This window comes from Enterobacter sp. SES19 (assembly GCF_011765665.1).
GTDB classification, from domain to species: Bacteria; Pseudomonadota; Gammaproteobacteria; order Enterobacterales; family Enterobacteriaceae; genus Enterobacter; species Enterobacter pseudoroggenkampii.
Genome location: NZ_CP050320.1, coordinates 3,299,903 through 3,323,771 on the forward strand (window position 1 = coordinate 3,299,903; position 23,869 = coordinate 3,323,771).

The 23,869-nt window shown below is 55.6% G+C and carries 14 protein-coding genes; 5 read left to right on the top strand and 9 right to left on the bottom strand.

Annotation, left to right across the window (positions count from 1 at the left end; genetic code table 11):
* Positions 1-65: 65 nt before the first annotated feature.
* The gene (gene mqo / locus GXP72_RS15730) at positions 66-1,715 is read right to left on the bottom strand and encodes a malate dehydrogenase (quinone) (RefSeq protein WP_023344564.1); all 1,650 of its coding nucleotides are present in this window, start codon (positions 1,713-1,715) and stop codon (positions 66-68) included.
* Positions 1,716-1,902: 187 nt separating this feature from the next.
* Here mqo and GXP72_RS15735 point away from each other — a divergent pair, with 187 nt between their 5' ends.
* The gene (locus GXP72_RS15735) at positions 1,903-3,192 is read left to right on the top strand and encodes a SulP family inorganic anion transporter (RefSeq protein WP_196351919.1); all 1,290 of its coding nucleotides are present in this window, start codon (positions 1,903-1,905) and stop codon (positions 3,190-3,192) included.
* Here GXP72_RS15735 and mgtE read toward each other — a convergent pair.
* From mgtE to GXP72_RS15765, 6 genes are all read right to left on the bottom strand, one after another.
* Positions 3,155-4,591 (bottom strand): magnesium transporter, encoded by a 1,437-nt coding sequence (mgtE, locus tag GXP72_RS15740; protein WP_045414667.1) that lies wholly within the window; start codon positions 4,589-4,591, stop codon positions 3,155-3,157. The two genes, GXP72_RS15735 and mgtE, sit on opposite strands and share 38 nt — an antisense overlap.
* 148 nt (positions 4,592-4,739) lie before the next feature.
* A complete protein-coding gene (locus GXP72_RS15745) occupies positions 4,740-6,383 on the bottom strand; it encodes a multidrug ABC transporter permease/ATP-binding protein (protein WP_090420248.1) in 1,644 nt (547 codons plus the stop codon).
* A gap of 69 nt (positions 6,384-6,452) precedes the next feature.
* A complete protein-coding gene (gene alkB, locus GXP72_RS15750; protein ID WP_090419919.1) occupies positions 6,453-7,109 on the bottom strand; it encodes a DNA oxidative demethylase AlkB in 657 nt (218 codons plus the stop codon).
* Positions 7,109-8,167 (bottom strand): bifunctional DNA-binding transcriptional regulator/O6-methylguanine-DNA methyltransferase Ada, encoded by a 1,059-nt coding sequence (gene ada / locus GXP72_RS15755; protein ID WP_090419922.1) that lies wholly within the window; start codon positions 8,165-8,167, stop codon positions 7,109-7,111. Before ada ends, alkB begins: the two co-directional genes overlap by 1 nt.
* Positions 8,168-8,239: 72 nt before the next feature.
* The gene (gene apbE, locus GXP72_RS15760; protein WP_032646590.1) at positions 8,240-9,295 is read right to left on the bottom strand and encodes an FAD:protein FMN transferase ApbE; all 1,056 of its coding nucleotides are present in this window, start codon (positions 9,293-9,295) and stop codon (positions 8,240-8,242) included.
* 114 nt (positions 9,296-9,409) lie between these two features.
* Entirely contained in the window at positions 9,410-10,522 is a 1,113-nt protein-coding gene (locus GXP72_RS15765; protein WP_208763102.1) for a porin OmpC, read from the bottom strand.
* Positions 10,523-11,264: 742 nt separating this feature from the next.
* Here GXP72_RS15765 and rcsD point away from each other — a divergent pair.
* Both rcsD and rcsB read left to right on the top strand, forming a co-directional pair.
* Positions 11,265-13,937, top strand: a complete 2,673-nt coding sequence (rcsD, locus tag GXP72_RS15770; protein ID WP_090419925.1) for a phosphotransferase RcsD — start codon at positions 11,265-11,267, stop codon at positions 13,935-13,937.
* 16 nt (positions 13,938-13,953) lie between these two features.
* A complete protein-coding gene (rcsB, locus tag GXP72_RS15775) occupies positions 13,954-14,604 on the top strand; it encodes a response regulator transcription factor RcsB (protein ID WP_003859405.1) in 651 nt (216 codons plus the stop codon).
* An 89-nt stretch (positions 14,605-14,693) separates the two neighbouring features.
* Here the strand turns inward: rcsB and rcsC are convergent, their stop codons facing one another.
* On the bottom strand, positions 14,694-17,540 hold the full coding sequence (gene rcsC, locus GXP72_RS15780) for a two-component system sensor histidine kinase RcsC (RefSeq protein WP_090419928.1): 2,847 nt from the start codon (positions 17,538-17,540) through the stop codon (positions 14,694-14,696).
* A 135-nt stretch (positions 17,541-17,675) separates the two neighbouring features.
* Positions 17,676-20,312, bottom strand: a complete 2,637-nt coding sequence (gene gyrA, locus GXP72_RS15785) for a DNA topoisomerase (ATP-hydrolyzing) subunit A (RefSeq protein WP_024908202.1) — start codon at positions 20,310-20,312, stop codon at positions 17,676-17,678.
* 146 nt (positions 20,313-20,458) lie between these two features.
* Between gyrA and ubiG the strand changes: the two genes are divergently transcribed.
* Positions 20,459-21,187 carry a bifunctional 2-polyprenyl-6-hydroxyphenol methylase/3-demethylubiquinol 3-O-methyltransferase UbiG gene (ubiG, locus tag GXP72_RS15790; RefSeq protein ID WP_024908203.1) on the top strand — a complete coding sequence of 243 codons (729 nt, stop codon included), beginning with the start codon at positions 20,459-20,461 and terminating at the stop codon, positions 21,185-21,187.
* Between the two features lie 347 nt (positions 21,188-21,534).
* Positions 21,535-23,820: a class 1a ribonucleoside-diphosphate reductase subunit alpha gene (gene nrdA / locus GXP72_RS15795; RefSeq protein WP_032646595.1), complete on the top strand. Its 2,286-nt coding sequence runs from the start codon at positions 21,535-21,537 to the stop codon at positions 23,818-23,820.
* Positions 23,821-23,869 lie beyond the last annotated feature (49 nt).

Here is a 23,869-nt window from a genome sequence, read left to right on the forward strand (position 1 = left end):
CCCGACCTATAAAACAACACCGAACATAGGCCGGGTAGGCGTCAGCGCCACCCGGCTTTTTTACCTTACAGCGCGATATCCGCAACCGGTTTGTTTTCCGGCTGAGGCTTCAGCTCCGCTTTTGGCGCAGCATCCGCAGCCTGCGGTTTGATGTACTGCAGCTGCAGTACGCGGCTGGTGTATTCCAGCTCCTGCTCCGTCGCGCTCACGTTGCCGTTCAGCTTCGTGCCATAGGATGGAATAATGGTTTTCAGCTTCGCCTGCCATTCCGGGCTGGCGACTTTATCTTTAAACACTTTTTCCATCAGGTGCAGCATGATTGGCGCAGCGGTAGACGCACCCGGTGACGCACCCAGCAGCGCGGCGATGGTGCCGTCCTTATCGCTTACCACTTCGGTGCCCAGACGCAGCACGCCACCCTCTTTCGGATCGCGCTTGATGATCTGTACGCGCTGACCCGCCTGCCACAGACGCCAGTCTTCTTTCTTCGCCTGCGGATAGTACTCTTTCAGCGCCTCGAAACGATCGTCGTCAGAGAGCATCACCTGGCTAATCAGGTATTTCACCAGGTCGAAGTTATCCAGACCCACGTCCATCATCGGCTTGACGTTAGAGGTGGTGGTTGCGCTGAGCAGGTCCCACAGGGAACCATTTTTCAGGAACTTCGTGGAGAAGGTCGCGAACGGCCCAAACAGCACCACGCGTTTGCCGTCAAGCATACGGGTGTCGATGTGCGGAACAGACATCGGCGGTGCGCCAACAGAGGCCTGACCGTACACTTTTGCCAGATGACGGTTCACCACTTCCGGGTTATCGGACACCAGGAACTGACCGCCCACCGGGAAGCCCGCGTAGTCGTCAGCTTCCGGAATACCGGACTCCTGCAGCAGCTTCAGCGCCGCGCCGCCCGCACCGATAAAGACAAACTTCGCCTTGATGACGTGCTCGGCTTCGTTGTTTTTCAGATCGGCAACGGTCACGCTCCAGCTGTTATCCGCGTTGCGCTTGAAACCGCGCACTTCGGTGCTGAGCTGCAGGTTGAAGTTCTCTTTTTTCTTCAGAGACGTCACCAGCTGACGGGTAATTTCACCGTAGTTGACGTCGGTACCAATTTCGGTACGGGTCGCCGCCACTTTCTGGTTCGGGTCACGACCTTCCATGACCAGCGGAGCCCACTCTTTAATCTGCGCGTGATCTTCAGAGTATTTCATCCCGCGGAACAGCGTGCTCTGCTGCAGTGCGGCGTAGCGCGCGCGCAGGAAGTTGACGTTCTGCTCGCCCCACACAAAGCTCATGTGCGGTACGGTATTGATAAAGGAGTGCGGGTCGTGCAGCACGCCGCTGTTGACCTGGTGAGACCAGAACTGACGAGAAACCTGGAACGCCTCGTTGATCTCTACCGCTTTCTCGATACTAATGGAACCGTCCTTTTTCTGCGGCGTATAGTTCAGTTCCATGAGTGCCGAATGGCCGGTACCGGCGTTGTTCCAGCCGTTCGAACTCTCCTGCGCCACGCCATCAAGGCGCTCGACCATGGTCATTGACCAGTCCGGCTGCAGTTCTTGCAGATAGGTTCCCAGCGTGGCGCTCATGATACCGCCACCGATTAAAAGGACGTCCGTTTCCTGCTCTTTTGGTGCGTCAGCTTTCGCCGCCATGGAGACGGTGTTAAGCCCCACGGCCAGAGAAAAGAGCATGGCAGTCATTTTTTTCATAATTTATGCCTTAGTGTAAAAGTGCTTGATGCGTGGAAATTGCAGGTGAAAAAAGCTGCGGGGGCACGGTAACAACTTTTAAATATTGTTTAAAGGTTACGAAATTATTGTAATTGTGAAATTTAATGATGGATTGTTTGTGAGGAATTATCGAAGCGTCTGGTAAAGGGCGGTTTAACGGGCTAGTATGTTGCGTTTTGTGATCGCGCGCACGGAAGCCTGCCCTAACCAGCGAAACGTTATGTCCCTACCCCATTCTCCTTTATCTCCCGAAAACCGTGTCGCCAGCGTGCTGCGTTCCCCTAAGCAGCTGACGCGTGAAACGCTGGCGGGCGTGATTACCGCCCTGGCGCTGATCCCCGAGGTCATCTCATTTTCCGTGGTGGCGGGCGTTGACCCGAAGGTCAGCCTGATCGCTTCCGTGGTGCTCTGTCTTGCCCTGTCCGTACTGGGCGGTCGCCCGGCGATGGTCACGGCCGCGGCCGGTTCCGTGGCGCTGGTTATTGGGCCCATGGTGCATCAGCACGGCGTACAGTACATTCTTCCCGCCGTGCTCATGGCTGGCGTGATTCAGATTCTGTTTGGCGTGCTGGGCATGGCAAGGCTGATGCGCTTTATTCCCCAGTCGGTCATGACCGGGTTTGTTAACGCCCTCGGGATATTGATTTTCTTTGCGCAGGTTCCCCATTTCTGGAGCCGAAGCCCGCTGATTGTGGGCCTGTTCGTGCTGACGGTACTGATCGTGCTGTGGGTGCCGCGCTATATCAAAAGCATCCCTTCCCCACTGATTGCGATTGTGCTGTTAACCTTGTTTACCGTTTCAACCGGGCAAAGCCTGCCGACCGTGGGCGATGAAGGCGCCATGAGCGGCGGCTTGCCGGGTCTTAGTGAACTTCTGGTCCCTCTCAATCTCCAGACGCTGAGCATAATCTGGCCGTGCGCGTTGAGCATCGCGTTTGTCGGCCTGCTGGAATCCCTGCTGACCGCAAAGCTGGTGGATGAGCTGACCGCGACGCCGTCAAGTAAACGCCGCGAAAGCATTGGATTAGGCGTCGGCAATATCCTGGCCGGATTTTACGGTGGTATTGCGGGCTGCGCGATGATCGGACAAACCATCGTTAACGTGGAGATGGGAAAAGGCCGAAGCCGCATTTCAACCTTCGCTGCGGGCATCGTGCTGCTGATCCTGGTGACGGCGCTCAGCGACGTGATGGCCAACATCCCGATGGCGGTGCTGGCGGGCATTATGGCGATCGTCGCCGTCAAAACCTTCAGCTGGCACAGCCTTCAGCCGGCCACGCTGAAAACGGCTCCGATTGCAGAAACGGTCGTCATGCTGGTGACCGTTGCCGCCACGGTATCAACCGGCAATCTGGCGATTGGCGTGCTGGGCGGGATTATCGTCATGGTGCTGCTTCCCGCCCGCATTAAGCGTCGGCTTAAAGCAGAAAAATCGTCGCCAGCCCAAGAAAAATAAAGAAACCGCCGGTATCGGTGATGGCGGTGATCATCACGCTCGACCCCACCGCGGGGTCGCGACCCAGTTTGGTCATGGTCAACGGGATAATAACGCCCATCATCGATGCCACCAGCAGGTTCAGCACCATCGCCAGCATCATCACCCCACCCAGCGCCATATCGTCATACAACCACCAGGTGATGCCCCCCATAATCCCGCCCCAGACCAGGCCGTTGATCAGCGCCACCCCCATCTCTCTGAAGATCAGAAAGGCGAAGTTGCCGGGCTGAATATTCTCCAGCGCCAGCGCGCGAACGATCATCGTGATAGTCTGATTGCCAGTATTCCCGCCTATTCCGGCCACAATCGGCATCAGCGAGGCCAGCGCCACCAGCTGCGAAATGGTGTGTTCGAAACCGTCAATCACGCGGGAGGCGATAAACGCGGTACACAGGTTAATGGCCAGCCACGCCCAGCGCGTTTTCACCGCCTTGCCGACGGAGGCATGGACGTCATCTCCCGCACTGATCCCCCCCAGCGCACGCAGGTCGTTGTCGGTTTCTTCATAAACGACGTCAACGATCTCGTCGATGGTCAGACGCCCCATCAGTTTGCCGACGGAGTCCACGACGGCGGCACTCACGAGGTCGTCACGTTCGAAGGTACGCGCCGCTTTCTCCGCATCGTCCTCCGGGGAGAAGACCATCGGCTCGTTTTCCATCACCTCGCTCACCTTCCGCTGGGTGCTGTTGAGCAGGATGGTTTTCAGCTCCAGCTCGCCGAGCAGGGTTTTATCCCGGGAGGTGACAAACAGCTTATCGGTGTTATCCGGCATTTTGCCCAGGCGACGCAGATAGCGCTGCACGGTGCCGAGCGTCACGTCCGGACGCACCGTGATCACGCCGAACTCCATAATCGCGCCGACGCTGTTTTTCTCGTAGTGCATCACCTGACGCACGCGCGCGCGTTCATCGGCAGGCAGTGACGCCAGCAGACGGCCGGTCAGGTTTCGCGGCAGGTGCTGAACCAGGTAAATCTGCTCGTCGATATCCAGGGTTTGCAGAGCGTCGAGAATATCCCGGTCGCTCATCTCGTCGATCAGGTCGTCCCAGACGTTTTCTGAGGCCTCAAGCAGCACCTGTCCGCGCTCGTGATCCTGCACCAGCCGCCACAGGGCGTGACGTTCTTCCGAGGGAAGCGCTTCCAGGGTATCCGCCAGATCCGGCGGGGGTAAGTGAGCAACCAGCGCACCTACCTCAGCAATATCGTCGGCTAAAGTGCCGACATCATATTGCTCAGCCAGGGTCAGTTTGCCTAATAGCGTAGAGGTGACCGCTTTATCGGTCGTGAGAAGCCAGATCAGTCGCGCACGTTCCTGGTCACGCTGTCTGGCGCTGTTTTTCTTTAATACCGACATCAATCATAAATCCATGAAATAAGTTGGTATTAAGCATAGCGCGAGGATATGTAAATAAGAATAAACAACGGGGCGGGATGGAGAAAAAATCGGCATTACGGCTACGATCTATCCCCTCTCCTACAGGGAGAGGGTTAGGGTGAGGGCTTCAGGCCGTACGCGCCACCGCGTCACGCGAGGCTGCATCGCGCTCTTCACCGGTCAGCTCGCTGAGCCTGCCGTCGCGCATCTCCAGCAGGCGGTCAGCATGAATGAAGTAGTGATCGTCATGGCTGATGGCGAAAATGGTTTTGCCCATCTCCTGCATCAGCGGCAGCAGCACCTGATAAAACTCGCGGCGGAAGTGCGGGTCCTGATCCGCCGCCCACTCATCCAGCAGAATGATGTCACGCTCTTCCGCCAGCGCCAGCAGCAGCGCCACGCGCTTTTTCTGCCCTTTGGAAAGCTTCAGATTGAGGATCTTCCCGTCCTGTAACTCCAGCTTGTGCGACATCTGCAGCTGCGCCAGCCATTTTTCCACCAGCGCAGGATTGGCCTGCTGCCCTTCCGGACCCAGCAGCCGATCGAACAGCCAGACGTCGGTGAACACCGCCGAGAAAAGCTTGCGGTAATCCTCGGGTTTCTCCGCGCTCAACGCTCTGCCATCCAGCAAAATCTCGCCCGACTGCGGCTGATAAAGCCCGGTAAGCAGCATCGCCAGCGTCGATTTACCGCTGCCGTTGCCGCCGATCAGGAACAGCAGCTCGCCGCGACGGATTGTCAGGTTGACTGGCCCCACGGAGAAGGCGCTGTCCTGATAGCGGAACGTGACGTTACGCAGCTCCAGCGTCTGCCAGTTCGGGAAGGCCTGCGGGCGCGGAAATTCGGCCTTAAACGGCGCGAGATCGAATTTTTTGAGCTTATTAAAGGCCACCTGCGCACTCAGCAAGGTGGGCAACGCGCCGACCGCCGAGAGCAGCGGCGTGCGCAAAAACAGCAGCGTCAGCGAGTAGGTTGCCGCGACGTTGGTGTCCGCCCAGCCCAGGCTGTTCGCCATCCAGAATACCAGGCCAATGGCACCCAGCATCATGATGTTTGACCAGTTCACCGCACTCAGGTGGAAGGTATCGGCGCGAATAATATGATGACGATATTCGCGCGCGTCCGGGATATAGAGATGGTTAAAGATATACTCGGCGCGCTCGCGGTTCAGGGTGAGCTCTTTGCGCCCTTCCAGTACCGTCTGGTAATCGTTATAGAGCTTATCTTCGGTTTCACGCAGCACCGCCATGTGTTTGTAGACGCGCGACACCAGCACAAAGCCGCCCCAGATGGTGATGGCAATCCACAGCGCGGTCACCGCCAGCATTTTGCTGGAGAGCCAGGCGAGATAAGCGGCCGATCCAAAGGTCAGAATGATCCCCTGCACCAGCTCCGGCAGACGAACGAACGCGATGGTAATGGCGCGCACGTCGCTGGTCAGCCCCGCCAGCAGGGAAGCGCTCCCGAGCTGCTCAACGCGCTCTATCTGGGTGTCCAGGATCCGCTTGATAAACTCACTGCGCAAACGGAAAACGAAATGGTGCCCAAGCGCGGTCAGCGCAAGCTGGGAACCGAGCGTAACCGCCATCAACAGGAGCAGCAGACCGAGAAACTCCGGCAATACGGAGAGCGAGGTGTCGACCATTTCAATCAACCGCACGTTAATGAACGCGATCAGGCCAATACCCAGCGCGGCGCTGGCAAGGCTTAATGCCATTACGGCAATGAAGGGCCAGCGATACTGACGCCAGACAAGGAGAAGTAGTTGCATGCAGGCAATCCGGACAATAAAAATCAGCCAGCAGTGTAAACTGCCAGGCGCGTACATCAAGAATAATTCTTATTTTTGTTTACGCATCCCCGCCTGACGGAAGGTCAGGTTATAACGGTACTCGCCCGTGAGGGGGTGGATCCCGGGTTTCAGCGGCTGAATGCCGTGATAATAAAGCCGAGATTCCCTGCCCCACACCACCACATCGCCATGTTCCAGCATGATGCGTTTGAGCGGATCGTTGCGGCGTAATCCCCCGAACTGGAAGACGGCGGGCAGACCTAACGATACAGAGACGATAGGCGCGCGCAGATCGGGCTCATCCTTGTCCTGATGCAGCGAGAGCTTCGCACCGACGGCGTAGCGGTTAATCAGACAGGCATCAGGGCGAAAGTCAGGATAATCCGCCGCCACGGCAGCCTCGTGGCAGAGAGCCTGAAAAACGGCAGGCATCGGGGGCCACGGCTGGCCGGTCGTGGGGTCGTGCGGGGCATACAGATAGCCCCGCTCGTTCGTCGCCCAGCCCAGTTCCCCGCAGTTGGCCATGGCCACCGACATGGTGTAGCCGCCCGGCGTCACCATATGGCGAAACGGCGAAACCGCCGTCACCTCGTCGATACCGGCAAGCAGCGCCGCCGCACGGGAGAGTGCAAAGCGGCGCAGGATCGCTGCCCCCGGCGCAAGCGGCTCCTGCCAGGGTTCAGCATCCGCAAAAAGATCGAGCATTATCCCTCCTGGCGTTTCGCCTCACGTTTCAGTAATAGCGCTTTTCGCGCCGTCCCCCAGCGGTAGCCCGACAGCGCACCGTCATTACGAACCACCCGATGACAGGGGATCACAATCGCCAGCGTGTTTGCCGCACAGGCGCCTGCTACGGCGCGTACCGCACTGGGCTGGCCAATCGCCTGCGCCACCTGCTGGTAACTTGCCGTTTCGCCGCTGGGAATGTTGCGAAGGGCCTGCCAGACGCGCTGCTGGAACGTGGTTCCGCGAATATCCAGCGGCAGTGCAAGCGGTATATCGCGGTTATCAATACTGGCAATCACCTGGTGGATCCGCTGCACAAAGGCGTCGTCCAGCGGCGCGTGCGTAGCTTTTGGAAATTGCGTGGCAAGCTCTGCGGTGACTTCCGCATCGGTGTCACCCAGCAGAATCGCGCAGATCCCCCGCTCGCTTTCGGCGACCAGACAGCGTCCTAACGAACAGTCATCGATGGCATACCGCACGGCCACCTCTCCTTTACGGTACTGCTTCGCCGTCATGCCCAGCGCATCGTTGGCTTTACGATAATAGCTGCTGCTGTCGGGAAACCCCGCCGCCAGCACGGCGTCGGTAATTTTGTCTCCCTGCGCAAGCGCGGCGCGCAGGCGTTGGCCCCGCGCCGCCTGCTGCCAGGCTTTTGGCGTCATGCCGGTCACGGCCTTAAACAGACGGTGGAAATGGAAAGGACTCATGGCAACCTTCTGCGCCAACCCCTCCAGGGTTAGCGCAGGATCCTGCTCCAGAAGACGGCAGGCCTGTTCCACTTTCGCCAGCTTCTGCGCCTGCGGATCGAGTTTGTCCGGCATGCAGCGCTTGCACGGACGAAAGCCTGCCTGTACGGCATGATGGGCATCAGGATAAAAGCGGACATTTTTACGCAGCGCGTGGCGGGCACGGCATGACGGGCGGCAGAAAATACCCGTGGTCTGCACGGCGAAGACAAACTGATCGTCAGCGATCGGATCGCGGGCCAGCACGGCCTGCCAGCGATCCTCATCGGTAATAAAGGTTGAGTTTCTCATTATCGGCTCCTCTTACAAGCATACATAGAGCGTGCCTGAGCGCCACTGATAAAAAACCCGCAACCTTGCTTTTTAATTTTTGTCGCTGACCAGGAAACTGTTGAACTGCGGCGAGCTCCAGGTTTTGAACCCGTCGCCCTCTTTGGTGATCATATAAACCGCCAGCCCTTCCTGACGAACCACCTCTTTGGCTTTTTCCGGGCCGAGAACCATTAATCCGGTATCCCAGGCATCCGCTTCCAGCGCGGTGGGGGCAATGACCGTCACCGAGACCAGGTTATGCGTGATGGGGCGCCCGGTCTGCGGATCGATAACGTGCGAAATACGCTTCCCCTCAAGCTCGTAATAGTTACGATAGCTTCCGGAGGTGCTGATGCCATGTCCGTTGATATCCACTATCGCCTGCACGGCATTTTGCCGATCGGTTGGTTTTTGAATCGCTACGCGCCACGGCTTATCGCTGGCGTTCATACCCCGGCTGACCAACGCGCCGCCCACCGAGACCAGATAACGGGAAATTCCTTCCTGGGCCATCAGCGCAGCAAGATGATCCGCCGCATAGCCTTCCCCGACCGTCGACAGATCGACAAACAGATCGGGGATATCTTTTTGCAGGTACTGCTGACCGTACTGGTTGATCACCGTCAGATGCTGTAGCCCTGTTCGGGCGCGGGCGTCATCAATGGCAGCCTGTTCGGGCGTCTTCACCGGCTGTTTATTCGGACCAAATCCCCAGAGGTTTACCAGCGGTCCGACGGTCACATCCATCGCCCCGTTGGTTTTGTAACCCACGCGCATTGCCTCGGTCACGATATCGGCCATCGCCTCGCTCACTGGCCACAGGGAGGTGCTGGTTGAGAGGTTAAAGCGCATCAGCGCCGAGTCATTTTTATAGGTCGACAGCAGCTGATCGTCGGCGTCCAGCTGCGACTGGATTTTGCCGCGAAGTTCGTCTGTGCGTGTTTTATCGAGGTTCATCACGCTGACGCGCCAGAAGGTCCCCATCGTTTTGCCTTCGAGCACCGTCGCGGCGGGTGCGTCGGTTTTCGCCACGGGTGTGGGATCGTTACACGCGGTCAGGAAAAAAAGCATAGCCAGAAAGCTGGCGCGTAAAAAAGTCATGTCCATTCATTATTATCCTCATGCCAGGGCGGCAAGAGTACACCAAAACGGGTGAGTTGTGAGAATCAGAGAGGCACAAAAAAGGGGCCATCAGGCCCCTTACGTCACACGATGACGCGATTAGAACTGGTAAACCAGGCCCAGCGCGACGATATCGTCAGTACCGATACCCGCCTGACGGGTAAATTCATTTTCATCAACCAGGTTGATTTTGTAATCAACATAGGTGGACATGTTTTTGTTGAAGTAGTAAGTCGCACCCACATCAACATATTTCAGCAGATCCTGATCGCCGTAACCTTCGATGTCTTTGCCTTTAGACTGCAGGTAAGCGATGGATGGACGCAGACCGAAGTCGAACTGGTACTGAGCAACCACTTCGAAGTTCTGCGCTTTGTTAGCGAAGCCGTAAGCGGTAGTCGGGTTGCTGCCGTTAGAAGTACCGAAACGGGTTGCGTTGTAGGTCTGAGAGTACTGCGCTGCCAGATAGATGTTGTTGGCATCGTATTTCAGGCCACCAGAATAGACTTCTGCGTGATCGCCATTACCGTATACGCCAGCTGCATTCTGGTCGGCGGTACGTTTGGAGGAGGACATCGCACCACCCACGCTGAAGCCTTCGCCCAGGTTATAGGTCACGGATGCACCGTAGCCGTCGCCGTTCTGGTTCAGCAGGCTGCGACCGTTAGTGTTTTCACCCTCTACGCTGCCGTTTTTGCCCTGATACTGCAGAGCAAAGTTCAGGCCGTCCACCAGACCAAAGAAGTCCTGGTTACGGTAGGTCGCGACGCCGTTAGCACGTTGCTGCAGGAAGTTGTCAGCGCCGTAGGTATCGCCGCCAAATTCTGGCAGAACGTCAGTCCAGGAAGTTACGTCGTAGATTACGCCGTAGTTACGACCGTAATCGAAAGAACCCGCCTCAGCGAATTTCAGACCCGCGAACGCCACACGCGTCCAGGACTGATTGTCACCTTCAGTGGTGTTGCCCTGAATCTGGTATTCCCACTGGCCGTAACCGGTCAGCTGATCGTTAACCTGAGTTTCGCCTTTGAAGCCAAGACGCATATAGGTCTTGTCGCCGTCGTTACCCTTGTCGTCAGAGAAATAGTGCAGACCATCAACTTTACCGTACAGATCTAATTTGTTGCCATCTTTGTTATAAATTTCGGCCGCATTTGCTGCGCCTGCCACCAGGAGTGCTGGTACCAGGAGGGACAGTACTTTAACTTTCATTTTATTAACCCTCTGTTATATGCCTTATAATTGCCACTGCTTACTGGTTAACCCTCATTAACCAGTCGGCAATTTCATTCTCCGCAAAATCACAGAATAATCCAATGCGAATATGATACGAAAACTTTGAAGATGTTTCATTTATCTATGAACATGTTTCAAAATGTAAATATCAAGGAACTTTTACAAAGCACAAATAGCTTAGAAATTTAGCACTTATAATCAAAAGAAAAATAACACACATAAAAATCAACTAGTTATAATAAAAATCGTTACAGCACTGAATGACAAAACAAGATCGCGCCTAATCTCTAAAATATCTCTCGCTATCATCATTAACTTTATTTATTACCGTCATTCAGTTTTGAATGTCTGTTTATCCCTAATTGAGCCGAATGCTTCGCATTCGGTTTTTTTTTACCTTTCTTTACGTAACTTCTGATTTTTTGTGCTACCGCACCGAAACTGTAACGACTATTAACTAAATCCTCACCGCTATCCTTCGCTGGCGAAATATTGATGTAAAACTTAATTTCTTGTTAATTCGTGCTATTTGCTGGCTAAGCGCACTTATTATTTGTACGCGCACGGCGTGTTTGTACATGTTTAGTGCGCCACCTGCCGCCGATATTGTCCGTTGAAAAAGTCGACTCTTCCCGGGCAGTGGCGCTGGAAATTCAGTTATTACCCTTTATACTGCCCTATCGCCACAGAGCATGACCATGACGGGTTAAAGATATCAATGAGTCAGACTGAAACTACCGCCCCGAGCAAATTTTCCCTCCTTCCCGGGAGCATCACCCGTTTCTTTCTTCTTCTGATCGTTGTGCTGTTAGTGACCATGGGGGTGATGGTACAAAGCGCGGTTAACGCCTGGCTGAAGGATAAGAGCTATCAGGTCGTCGATATCACCCATGCCGTGCATAAGCGCATCGATACCTGGCGCTACGCCACCTGGCAGATTTACGACAATATCGCGGCCGCCCCGGCCTCCTCGTCCGGAGATGGACTTCAGGAGACACGGCTTAAGCAGGATGTCTACTATCTCGAAAAACCGCAGCGTAAGACCGAGGCGCTTATTTTTGGCTCTCACGACAGCGCGACGCTTGAGATGACGCAGCGTATTTCGACCTATCTGGATACTCTCTGGGGTGCCGAAACGGTGCCATGGTCGATGTACTATCTGAACGGTCAGGACAACAGCATGATCCTGATCTCCACGCTGCCATTAAAAGATCTCTCTTCCGGGTTTAAAGAGACCACCGTGGGCAGCATCGTCGATTCCCGCCGGGCAGAGATGCTGCAGCAGGCGAATGCCCTTGATGAACGTGAGAGCTTCTCTTCCCTGCGTCGTCTGGCCTGGCAAAACGGTCATTATTTTACCCTGCGCACCACGTTCAACCAGCCAGGACACCTGGCGACGGTGGTGGCCTTCGATTTACCGATTAATGATTTAATCCCGCCGGACATGCCGCTCGACAGCTTCCGTCTGGAGCCCGACAGCAGCACCCAGAACATGCGGGCGGCGTCTGACAAAGAGGCCGCAGAGAGCGTATCGATCTCCTTTAACGGCTCGAAAATCGAAATTGCCTCATCATTGAATTCAACCGGTATGCGTCTGGTGTGGCAGGTGCCGTTTGGCACGCTGTTGCTCGATACCCTGCAAAATATCCTGCTGCCTCTGCTGTTAAATATCGGTCTGCTGGCGCTGGCGCTGTTTGGCTACAGCACCTTCCGTTTCCAGTCGGGTCGTCAGAGCGACGCCTCTGCGGTTCCGGCCGGCACCAGCAATGAGCTGCGCGTATTGCGTGCACTGAATGAAGAGATTGTTTCCGTGCTGCCGCTTGGGGTCTTAGTTCACGACCAGGAGGCGAATCGTACGGTGATGAGCAACAAAATTGCCGACCATCTGCTGCCGCATCTTAACCTGCAGAACATCACCACCATGGCGGATCAGCATCAGGGAGTGATTCAGGCCACCATCAACAATGAACTGTACGAAATCCGTCAGTTCCGCAGCCAGGTGGCTCCCCGCACGCAAATCTTCATTATTCGCGACCAGGATCGCGAAGTGCTGGTCAATAAAAAGCTCAAGCAGGCACAAAGACTGTATGAGAAAAACCAGCAGGGGCGCGCCGCATTCATGCAGAACATTGGCGATGCCTTCAAGCAGCCGTTAAAAACGCTGGCGACCCAGGCGGCGGCGTTAAACACCGCTGAAAGCCACCAGCTTGCCTGCCAGGCCGATTCGCTGGTCAGAATGGTTGATGAGATCCAGCTGGCGAACATGCTGGAGAATGATTTCTGGAAGGGAACCCCAACCCTCTTCTCCATTCAGGAACTGATCGATGAAGTGGTGCCGGAAGTGCTGCCCGTCATTAAGCGCAAAGGGTTGCAGCTGCTGATCAATAACAATCTCCCTGCGAATGACGAACGCCACGGCGATCGTGAAGCGCTGCGGCGTATTCTGCTGATGATTATTCAGTACGCTGTGACCACCACGCAGATTGGCAAGATCACCCTCGAAGTTGGCACTGAGGAGTCAGCAGAAGACCGCCTGACGTTCCGCATCCTGGACACCGGGGAAGGCGTCACCACGAGTGAAATTGATAATCTGCACTTCCCGTTCCTGAATGACACGCAAAGCGATCGCTACGGCAAGGCCAATGCCCTGACCTTCTGGCTGTGCGATCAGCTGGCGCGTAAGCTCGGCGGCCATCTGAATATCAAAGCCCGTGAATCCCTCGGCACCCGTTATTCTCTGCACGTGAAAATGGCGGCCAATCCGCAGGAAGAAGATGAAGAACGTCTGCTGGATGATGTCGTGGTGATGGTTGATGTGACCTCGAACGAGATCCGCAATATTGTCGTTCGCCAGTTAGAAAACTGGGGTGCGGCCTGCATCACGCCGGATGAAAGACTTGCAAGTCAAGAATTTGATCTGTTTTTAACTGATAATCCGTCTAATCTTACTGCCTCCGGCTTGCTTTTAAGCGATGATGAGTCAGGCGTGCGGAAAATCGGCCCTGGCCAACTGCGCGTCAACTTTAATATAAGCAATGCGATGCAGGAAGCTGTACTACAACTAATAGAAGAGCAGCTGGCGCAGGAAGAGATAGCGGAATCCCCGTTAGGCGGCAATGAAAATGCCGAGCTTCACGCCAGCGGATACTATTCACTCTTTGTTGATACAGTACCAGATGATGTTAAGCGGTTGTATACTGAGTCCGCTGCGAATGATTTTGCAGCGCTGGCACAGACAGCACACCGGCTTAAAGGGGTGTTTGCCATGCTTAATCTGGTTCCCGGCAAGCAGTTATGTGAAACGCTGGAACATCTAATTCGTGAGAAAGATGCCTCTGGCATTGAAAAATACATCAGCGACATTGACGCCTACGTCAAAAGCTTGCTGTAGCAAGGTAGCCTTATACATGAACAATATGAACGTAATTATTGCCGATGACCATCCGATTGTACTGTTCGGTATTCGCAAATCACTTGAACAGATCGAGTGGGTGAATGTAGTCGGTGAATTTGAAGACTCTACAGCACTGATCAATAACCTCCCAAAGCTTGATGCACACGTGCTCATTACCGATCTCTCCATGCCTGGAGACAAGTACGGTGATGGAATCACGCTCATCAAATATATTAAACGTCACTTCCCGGATATCTCGATCATTGTTCTGACCATGAACAACAACCCGGCGATCCTGAGCGCGGTCCTGGATCTGGACATCGAAGGGATTGTGCTGAAACAGGGCGCACCGACCGATCTGCCAAAAGCGCTTGCTGCGCTACAGAAAGGCAAGAAGTTCACGCCTGAGAGCGTCTCTCGTCTGCTGGAAAAAATCAGCGCGGGTGGCTACGGTGACAAACGCCTGTCGCCGAAAGAGAGTGAAGTTCTGCGCCTGTTCGCCGAAGGTTTCCTGGTGACCGAGATCGCCAAGAAGCTGAACCGCAGCATTAAAACCATCAGCAGCCAGAAGAAATCAGCGATGATGAAACTGGGCGTGGACAACGATATTGCACTGCTGAACTATCTCTCCTCCGTCACGCTGAGCGCAACGGACAAGGATTGATCTCAACGGGTGTGCGGCCTGATGCCCTCACCCCGCCCCTCTCCCACCGGGAGAGGGTGAAAAGCTTAAAAGGCCCTTGCGGGCCTTTTTTATATTCTTGTTTTTCTCACGCGCTCCGCGTAAATCGACAATGTCTGCTTCAGCACGTCCAGCGTCACCGGTTTCGACAGACAGCTGTCCATGCCTGACTCCAGACAGCGCTGCTTCTCTTCCGCCAGCGCGTTCGCCGTTACGCCCACCACTGGCAACGTCAGGCCAAGCTGTCGGATGCGCTGCGTCAGACGGTAGCCGTCCATGTTAGGCATGTTGACGTCGCTCAGCACGATATCAATATGATTCTTACTCAGCACGTTCAGCGCATCCACGCCGTCATTGGCGGTTTTGCACTGGTAGCCCAGCGATCCAAGCTGGTCAGCCAGCAGGCGACGGTTAATCGGATGGTCATCCACCACCAGAATCATCATATCGTCATTCACCGACGCCAGAGACTCCGGTGACGGCAGTCCGCCCGCGCCGTCGCTCTCTTCCAGTTCCACTTTGTAGATGCGTGCCAGCAGGCTCAACAGCTCGTGCGGGGTGGCGACACTGTGTACCCATTCTCCTGGCGCACGCTCAACCGGGATACCGATGTGGCGACGGCAGAAGAGCACTGACCCTCTCCCCTGCCACGGCTGTTCCGGCATCTCATCGGCGATCAGCACATCGTCCACGTCCGGTGTTTGACCTTCATAGCGGCACACCCTCACGCCGCTGTGGGCAAGCAGCGCCGTCAGATAGTCATTCAGCGAGGCGTTATGCACCGCCAGCCAGCAGCGCTTATCGCTCAGCCCGTCTACCGTGGCTTTTGCCGGATACTGCGCCGAATAGAGCGGAATGCGGATGGTGAACTGGCTGCCCATGCCGGGCTCGGTATCCACGGAGATATCACCGTCCATCATGCTGACGAGCTTCTCACAAATCGCCAGCCCCAGTCCGGTTCCCTGGAAGTTACGCTGCACGCCGGTACCGACCTGGAAGAACGGATCGAACAGACGAACCACCTCCTTCGCCGGGATGCCGACGCCCGTGTCGCGCACGCGAATGCTCAGGTAATCCCCCGCCCGGCAGACGTGCAGCACAATACAGCCGGTATCGGTGAATTTAATGGCGTTGCTGAGCAGGTTAGAGATGACCTGTTGCAGGCGCATCGGATCGCCGTGCAGCGTCAGAGGCACGTCCGGCTCAATAAAGCAGTAGAGCCCCAGCTGTTTACGCACCACCAGCGGGAGATAGTTGGCGCTGATATGGTTCATCACCTCGCGCGGCGAAAACTCGCGCGGCTCGATTTTCAGCTGCTCGGACTCGATTTTAGAGAAGTCGAGAATATCGCTGATGATCTTCAGCAGCAGGCTGGAAGAATTGTTCATCGCCGTCACCAGCCGGTCGACGCCTTTCGGCAGCTCTTTAGTCTGCAGCAGGTCGAGGTTACCGATGATCCCGTACAGCGGCGTACGCAGCTCGTGGCTGACGGTGGCAAGGAACATGGACTTCGACTGGCTGGCCTGCTCTGCCGCCTGCGCCATCTCCTGCAAGGACTCTTCCATCTTCACGCGCGCGGAGACATCCACCAGCACGCAAATCGCCACGTTTTCATTGCGATAGCGGGAATGCACAAAGCTGATCTGCAGGTTGGTGTGCGTACTCGTCAACACGTCGACAAAGTTAACCTGCTGACCGCAGATAATTTGCGTCAGCCTCTGCCGGTCTTCGTGCGTCAGCATGTTCAGGTAGTTATGTGCCAGTTCGTTACTCAGGATATTGGTCCCGTCCTGGGTACGCAGAATACAGATCCCCACCGGCGCCGAGGCAACAATCTTGCGGTTAAACTGCTCGTGTTCCTCCAGTCGCTGGGCGTCGCTCTCGGCAGGAATAAAGATTTTCCGCTCATACATGCGCGCCAGGGTGAACAGCGCCCCACCCGCGATCAGGTTCAGCAGAATGGCATTCATAATAAGAATGCGTATCCGCTCAAGCACCATATCCACCGGCAGCGAATAGACGATACTGAGCGACGAAGGCGGCAGGCTCTTCTTCAGCACCAGCTCGCGGAAACCTGAGGTATAGCCAAACCACGACCGCTCCTGCATCCAGTGCGGTTCGACGTTTAGACGGTTATCAGGCCCGGCAAGCGAGATCAGCTGATGACCGTTTTCATCCAGAATGGTCACGCCCATGGGCAGGCTGCCCGGGGTGAAGAAGTTTTCCATGCGAATGGTCTGCTCAATCCCCAGCAGCGCCTGCAGGCGATTGCCCAGATAAACCGGCGTCAGGGCGTAGAAATAGCCCACGCCCGGACGTGGGCCCTGGCTCACCCAGAAGATGTTATTGCCGCGCTCGTCCTGCGGTGCATTGCGGTATTTGACAATACGTTCATGCAGGCTTTTCAGCGCATCGTCACGCTCAACGGGCACGTCGCGCAGGCCAAAGTCAGCCATGCAGAGATTCTCGCTGCCAATCAGGAAGACACGGTTCAGGTCGTAGGCGGCGGAGAAATTGTCGCGCCAGTAGCGCATAAACCAGGCGAGCGATTCCAGAGAGCCGCGCCAGGTATTGCTCATGGTGGAGCAATCGGAATCCGGGAACAGCGGCTGGAAGTCCGGGACTTCGGTTTTGTCATCACGCCCGCGAAGCGCAAGGATGCCGTTTTCCGCCGTCAGACGATTTTCGGCAATATACTTCAGCTCCTTCATCACGTCAGACGTTCGCTGAATGTAGCGCTGGGCCTGGTCGGAGCTTAAGTTAAACTCCTGGCGGATCTCCGCTTCTTTCTGGTGCAGCGCGTTAACGATGTAAAACACCGAGAACAGGGCCACCAGCAGCCAAAGCAAGAGCGCCAGCGCCCGAAACAGATAGCGAGAGACTTTCAGCGTAGTACGAAAGGAGACGAGGTATTTCAAGGGGGCGAGGCTCCGCCGTCGGGGTCAAAAGAATGTGGTTAAGGTAGCGGTAAACGCGCCAGGTCGCAACGTTGACTTATCTGCTTGTGCAAAAGAAAAGGGCCGGAATCCGGCCCTTTTTTGCATCAGAAGACATTACTCGTCAGCGTCATCCGCTGCGTCATCGTCAGTGTCGACTTCCGGCGCGATATCATCATCGCCTTCCGCAACGCTACCGTCGATGGAATCAAGCTCTTCATCATCCACCGGCTCAGCAACACGCTGCAGACCCACCACGTTCTCATCTTCCGCTGTACGGATGAGGATTACGCCCTGGGTATTACGCCCTACCACGCTGATCTCAGACACGCGGGTACGCACCAGCGTACCGGCATCGGTGATCATCATGATCTGGTCCGCATCGTCCACCTGCACCGCGCCCACAACGGAACCGTTGCGCTCGGTAACTTTGATAGAGATAACGCCCTGCGTGCCGCGAGACTTGGTTGGGTATTCCCCTTCCGCCGTACGTTTACCGTAACCATTCTGCGTTACGGTCAGGATAGCCCCTTCACCGCGCGGAATAATCAGAGAAACCACGCTGTCTTCGCCAGCCAGCTTGATACCACGCACGCCCGTCGCGGTACGACCCATCGCACGGACGGCGTTCTCTTTAAAGCGCACCACTTTACCGGCCGCAGAGAACAGCATCACTTCATCAGAACCGGAGGTCAGATCCACACCGATCAGCTCGTCGCCTTCGTTCAGGTTCACGGCGATAATACCGGCAGAACGCGGACGGCTGAACTCGGTCAGCGCGGTTTTCTTCACGGTACCGCTGGCGGTCGCCATAAAGACGTTCACGCCCTCTTCGTACTCGCGTACCGGCAGGATGGCGGTGATACGTTCGTCCGCTTCCAGCGGCAGCAGGTTAACGATTGGACGACCACGTGCGCCACGGCTCGCTTCCGGCAGCTGATAGACTTTCATCCAGTACAGACGACCGCGGCTGGAGAAGCAGAGGATCGTGTCATGGGTGTTAGCCACCAGCAGGCGGTCAATAAAGTCTTCTTCTTTAATACGTGCCGCAGACTTGCCTTTACCGCCACGACGCTGTGCTTCGTAGTCGGTCAGCGGCTGATACTTCACATAGCCCTGGTGAGACAGGGTAACCACCACGTCTTCGCGGTTGATCAGATCTTCAATGTTGATATCAGAGCTGTTCGCGGTGATTTCGGTCCGGCGCTCGTCGCCGAACTGATCGCGGACCAGCTCCAGCTCTTCACGGATCACTTCCATCAGACGCTCTGCGCTACCCAGGATGTGCAGCAGCTCAGCAATCTGTTCCAGCAGCTCTTTGTATTCGTCGAGCAGTTTTTCATGCTCAAGGCCGGTCAGTTTCTGCAGACGCAGATCCAGAATCGCCTGGGCCTGCTGTTCAGTCAGGTAATACTGACCGTCACGCACGCCGAATTCAGGTTCCAGCCACTCAGGACGCGCTGCGTCATCGCCCGCACGTTCCAGCATCGCGGCGACGTTACCCAGATCCCACGGACGGGAAATCAGGGCAGCTTTCGCTTCCGCCGGGGTTGGCGCACGACGGATCAGTTCGATGATCGGGTCGATGTTGGCCAGCGCAACCGCCAGCGCTTCAAGGATGTGCGCACGGTCGCGCGCTTTGCGCAGTTCGAAGATGGTACGGCGGGTCACCACTTCACGGCGGTGACGCACGAACGCGCTCAGGATCTCTTTCAGGTTCATGATCTTCGGCTGACCATGGTGCAGTGCAACCATGTTGATACCGAAGGAGACCTGAAGCTGAGTCTGGGAGTACAGGTTGTTCAGCACAACCTCACCCACCGCGTCGCGTTTAATCTCAATCACGATGCGCATACCGTCTTTGTCAGACTCGTCACGCAGCGCGCTGATGCCTTCAACGCGTTTTTCTTTTACCAGCTCGGCGATTTTTTCAATCAGACGCGCTTTGTTCACCTGATACGGGATCTCGTGAACAATGATGGTTTCACGGCCGGTTTTAGCGTCCGCTTCCACTTCGGCGCGGGCACGGATGTAAATCTTGCCGCGACCGGTGCGGTACGCTTCTTCTATACCACGACGACCGTTGATGATCGCCGCCGTCGGGAAGTCCGGGCCCGGGATGTGTTCCATCAGCCCTTCAATGCTGATGTCTTCATCGTCGATATAGGCCAGGCAGCCGTTGATCACCTCGGTGATATTGTGCGGCGGAATGTTGGTTGCCATACCGACCGCGATACCGGACGAACCGTTAACCAACAGGTTCGGGATCTTGGTGGGCATCACATCTGGGATGCGCTCGGTGCCGTCGTAGTTATCGACGAAATCAACGGTCTCTTTTTCCAGGTCGGCCATCAGCTCATGAGCGATTTTCGACATACGGATTTCCGTATAACGCATCGCCGCAGCGGAGTCGCCGTCGACTGAACCAAAGTTACCCTGGCCATCTACCAGCATGTAGCGCAAGGAGAATGGCTGCGCCATACGAACGATGGTGTCATAAACGGCGGTATCACCATGCGGGTGATATTTACCGATGACGTCACCGACGACGCGGGCAGATTTTTTATAGGCTTTATTCCAGTCATTGCCCAATACGTTCATGGCGTATAGTACGCGACGGTGTACCGGCTTAAGGCCATCGCGGACGTCCGGCAGCGCACGGCCAACAATGACCGACATCGCATAGTCCAGATAGGAGCTCTTCAGCTCTTCCTCGATGTTAACCGGTGTAATTTCTCTCGCAAGGTCGCTCATCTAACCGCTATCCCTCTACTGTATCCCGGATTCAAAGGTCGCAAATTATAACACAGCCGAGGTGATTGAGGTAAACCTATACGCTTTATTCACGGGGATTGCCTGATATACTCATTCGTCTTGCTAAATAAGGAGTAAAAGCGCCCATGAATGCCGAAAAATCCCCGGTGGTTCACAACGTTGACCACGAAGAGATTGCCAAATTTGAAGCGGTGGCGTCCCGCTGGTGGGATCTCGAAGGTGAGTTCAAACCGCTGCACCGTATTAACCCGCTGCGTCTGGGCTATATCGCGGAGCGTTCCGGCGGTCTGTTCGGTAAGAAAGTGCTCGACGTCGGCTGCGGCGGCGGTATCCTGGCGGAAAGCATGGCGCGCGAAGGGGCGAATGTTACGGGCCTGGATATGGGCTTTGAACCGCTGCAGGTGGCCCGCCTTCATGCGCTGGAGTCTGGTATACAGGTGGAATACGTGCAGGAAACCGTAGAAGAGCACGCGGCAAAACACGCCCATCAGTACGATGTGGTGACCTGCATGGAGATGCTGGAGCACGTTCCCGATCCGCAGTCGGTGGTGCACGCCTGTGCAAAACTGGTAAAACCGGGCGGCCAGGTCTTCTTCTCAACCCTCAACCGCAACGCTAAAGCCTGGCTGATGGCCGTCGTCGGCGCGGAGTATGTGCTGCGCATGGTGCCGAAAGGGACCCACGACGTGAAGAAATTCATTAAGCCTGCAGAGCTGTTAAGCTGGGTTGATCAAACGTGGCTCAAAGAGCAGCACATCATCGGCCTGCACTACAATCCGCTGACCAATAAATTCAAACTCGCACCGGGCGTTGATGTTAACTATATGTTGCACACAACCGCCAAAAACGACTAACGTCATTCGTTATTCTTATAAAGATTGCGCGACATCATGTTGCGCAATTCTGACCTCTCGTTGAAGAAATCAGCACTCGATCAAATTTTGAATTTTTTTTCTTAATTATTGACATGTCTTCCAGGCCTTACGGTACGAGGACTTAGCCTTTTTTACCCTTTCACAACCTCAATTTAACGTCAAAATCAACCCTTGTGCTGAAAAGATTCGATACTAGAATACTCACCATATAGCGTTTTTCTTATCGCAAACCCCCTATATGTAGTATTTATCCACAGAGTTAGTCACAAGACGGATCTGTGGATAAGCGGGGGATATTTTTTATTTCACGGACAGGTAAAACCCACATGAATCAGAGTCTGCTGGTGACAAAGCGCGACGGTACTACCGAGCGTATCAATCTGGACAAAATCCATCGAGTTCTCGACTGGGCAGCAGAAGGACTGAACAACGTATCTATCTCCCAGGTTGAACTGCGTTCCCACATTCAGTTCTACGACGGCATCAAAACGTCTGATATCCACGAAACGATCATTAAAGCAGCGGCTGACCTCATCTCCCGCGAAGCACCGGATTATCAGTACCTCGCTGCACGTCTGGCGATTTTCCACCTACGTAAAAAAGCCTACGGCCAGTTTGAGCCGCCGAAGCTTTACGATCACGTGGTGAAAATGGTTGAGCTGGGCAAATACGACACGCATCTGCTGGAAGACTATACGGAAGAAGAGTTCGAGCAGATGAACGGGTTTATCGATCACTGGCGCGACATGAACTTCTCCTACGCGGCGGTGAAGCAGCTCGAAGGCAAATACCTGGTTCAGAACCGTGTAACCGGTGAGATCTACGAAAGCGCCCAGTTCCTCTACATTCTGGTGGCCGCCTGCCTGTTCTCTAACTACCCGCGTGATACCCGTCTGGATTACGTGAAGCGTTTCTACGATGCGGTATCAACGTTCAAAATTTCTCTGCCGACGCCAATCATGTCTGGCGTGCGCACCCCTACCCGTCAGTTCAGCTCCTGCGTCCTGATCGAGTGTGGTGACAGCCTGGATTCCATCAACGCCACCTCCAGCGCCATCGTGAAATACGTTTCCCAGCGTGCCGGTATCGGCATCAACGCCGGACGCATCCGTGCGCTGGGCAGCCCGATTCGCGGCGGTGAAGCGTTCCACACCGGCTGTATCCCGTTCTATAAGCACTTCCAGACGGCAGTAAAATCCTGCTCTCAGGGCGGCGTGCGCGGCGGTGCTGCGACCCTGTTCTACCCGATGTGGCACCTGGAAGTGGAGAGCCTGCTGGTTCTGAAAAACAACCGTGGTGTCGAAGGCAACCGCGTACGTCACATGGACTACGGCGTGCAGATCAACAAGCTGATGTACACCCGTCTGCTGAAAGGTGAAGACATCACCCTGTTCAGCCCGTCCGACGTTCCAGGCCTGTATGACGCGTTCTTCGCCGATCAGGACGAGTTCGAGCGTCTGTACACCAAATATGAAAAAGACGACAGCATCCGCAAGCAGCGCGTGAAGGCGGTAGACCTGTTCTCCCTGATGATGCAGGAACGTGCCTCTACGGGCCGTATCTACATCCAGAACGTTGACCACTGCAACACCCACAGCCCGTTTGACCCGGTTGTTGCACCAGTGCGCCAGTCTAACCTGTGCCTGGAGATCGCTCTGCCGACCAAACCGCTGGAAGACGTGAACGACGAAAACGGCGAAATCGCGCTGTGTACGCTGTCCGCGTTCAACTTGGGCGCGATTAAAAGCCTGGACGAGCTGGAAGAGCTGGCCGTGCTGGCGGTTCGTGCCCTCGACGCCCTGCTGGACTACCAGGATTACCCAATCCCGGCAGCGAAACGCGGTGCGATGGGCCGCCGTACCCTGGGTATCGGCGTGATCAACTTCGCCTACTGGCTGGCGAAAAACGGCAAGCGTTACTCCGACGGCAGCGCTAACAACCTGACGCACCAGACGTTTGAAGCCATTCAGTACTACCTGATGAAAGCCTCTAACGAGCTGGCGAAAGAGCAAGGCGCGTGCCCGTGGTTCAACGAAACCACCTATGCGAAAGGCATTCTGCCGATCGACACCTACAAAAAAGACCTGGATGCGATCGTCAGCGAGCCGCTGCATCTCGACTGGGAAGGCCTGCGCGAGTCCATTAAAACGCACGGCCTGCGTAACTCCACGCTCTCAGCTCTGATGCCGTCCGAGACCTCTTCGCAGATCTCTAACGCCACCAACGGTATCGAACCGCCGCGCGGCCACGTCAGCATCAAAGCGTCGAAAGACGGCGTGCTGCGTCAGGTCGTACCGGACTACGAAACGCTGGGCAACAACTACGAGCTGCTGTGGGAAATGCCAAACAACGACGGCTACCTGCAGCTGGTGGGTATCATGCAGAAGTTTATCGACCAGTCGATCTCTGCCAATACCAACTATGACCCGACGCGCTTCCCGTCAGGCAAGGTTCCGATGCAGCAATTGCTGAAAGACCTGCTCACCGCCTACAAGTTTGGCGTGAAAACGCTGTACTATCACAACACCCGTGACGGTGCGGAAGACGCGCAGGACGACCTGGTTCCGTCAATTCAGGACGATGGCTGCGAAAGCGGCGCATGTAAGATCTAATGTAAATGCCGGGTGGCGCTACGCTTACCCGGCCTACGTTTTTAGGACA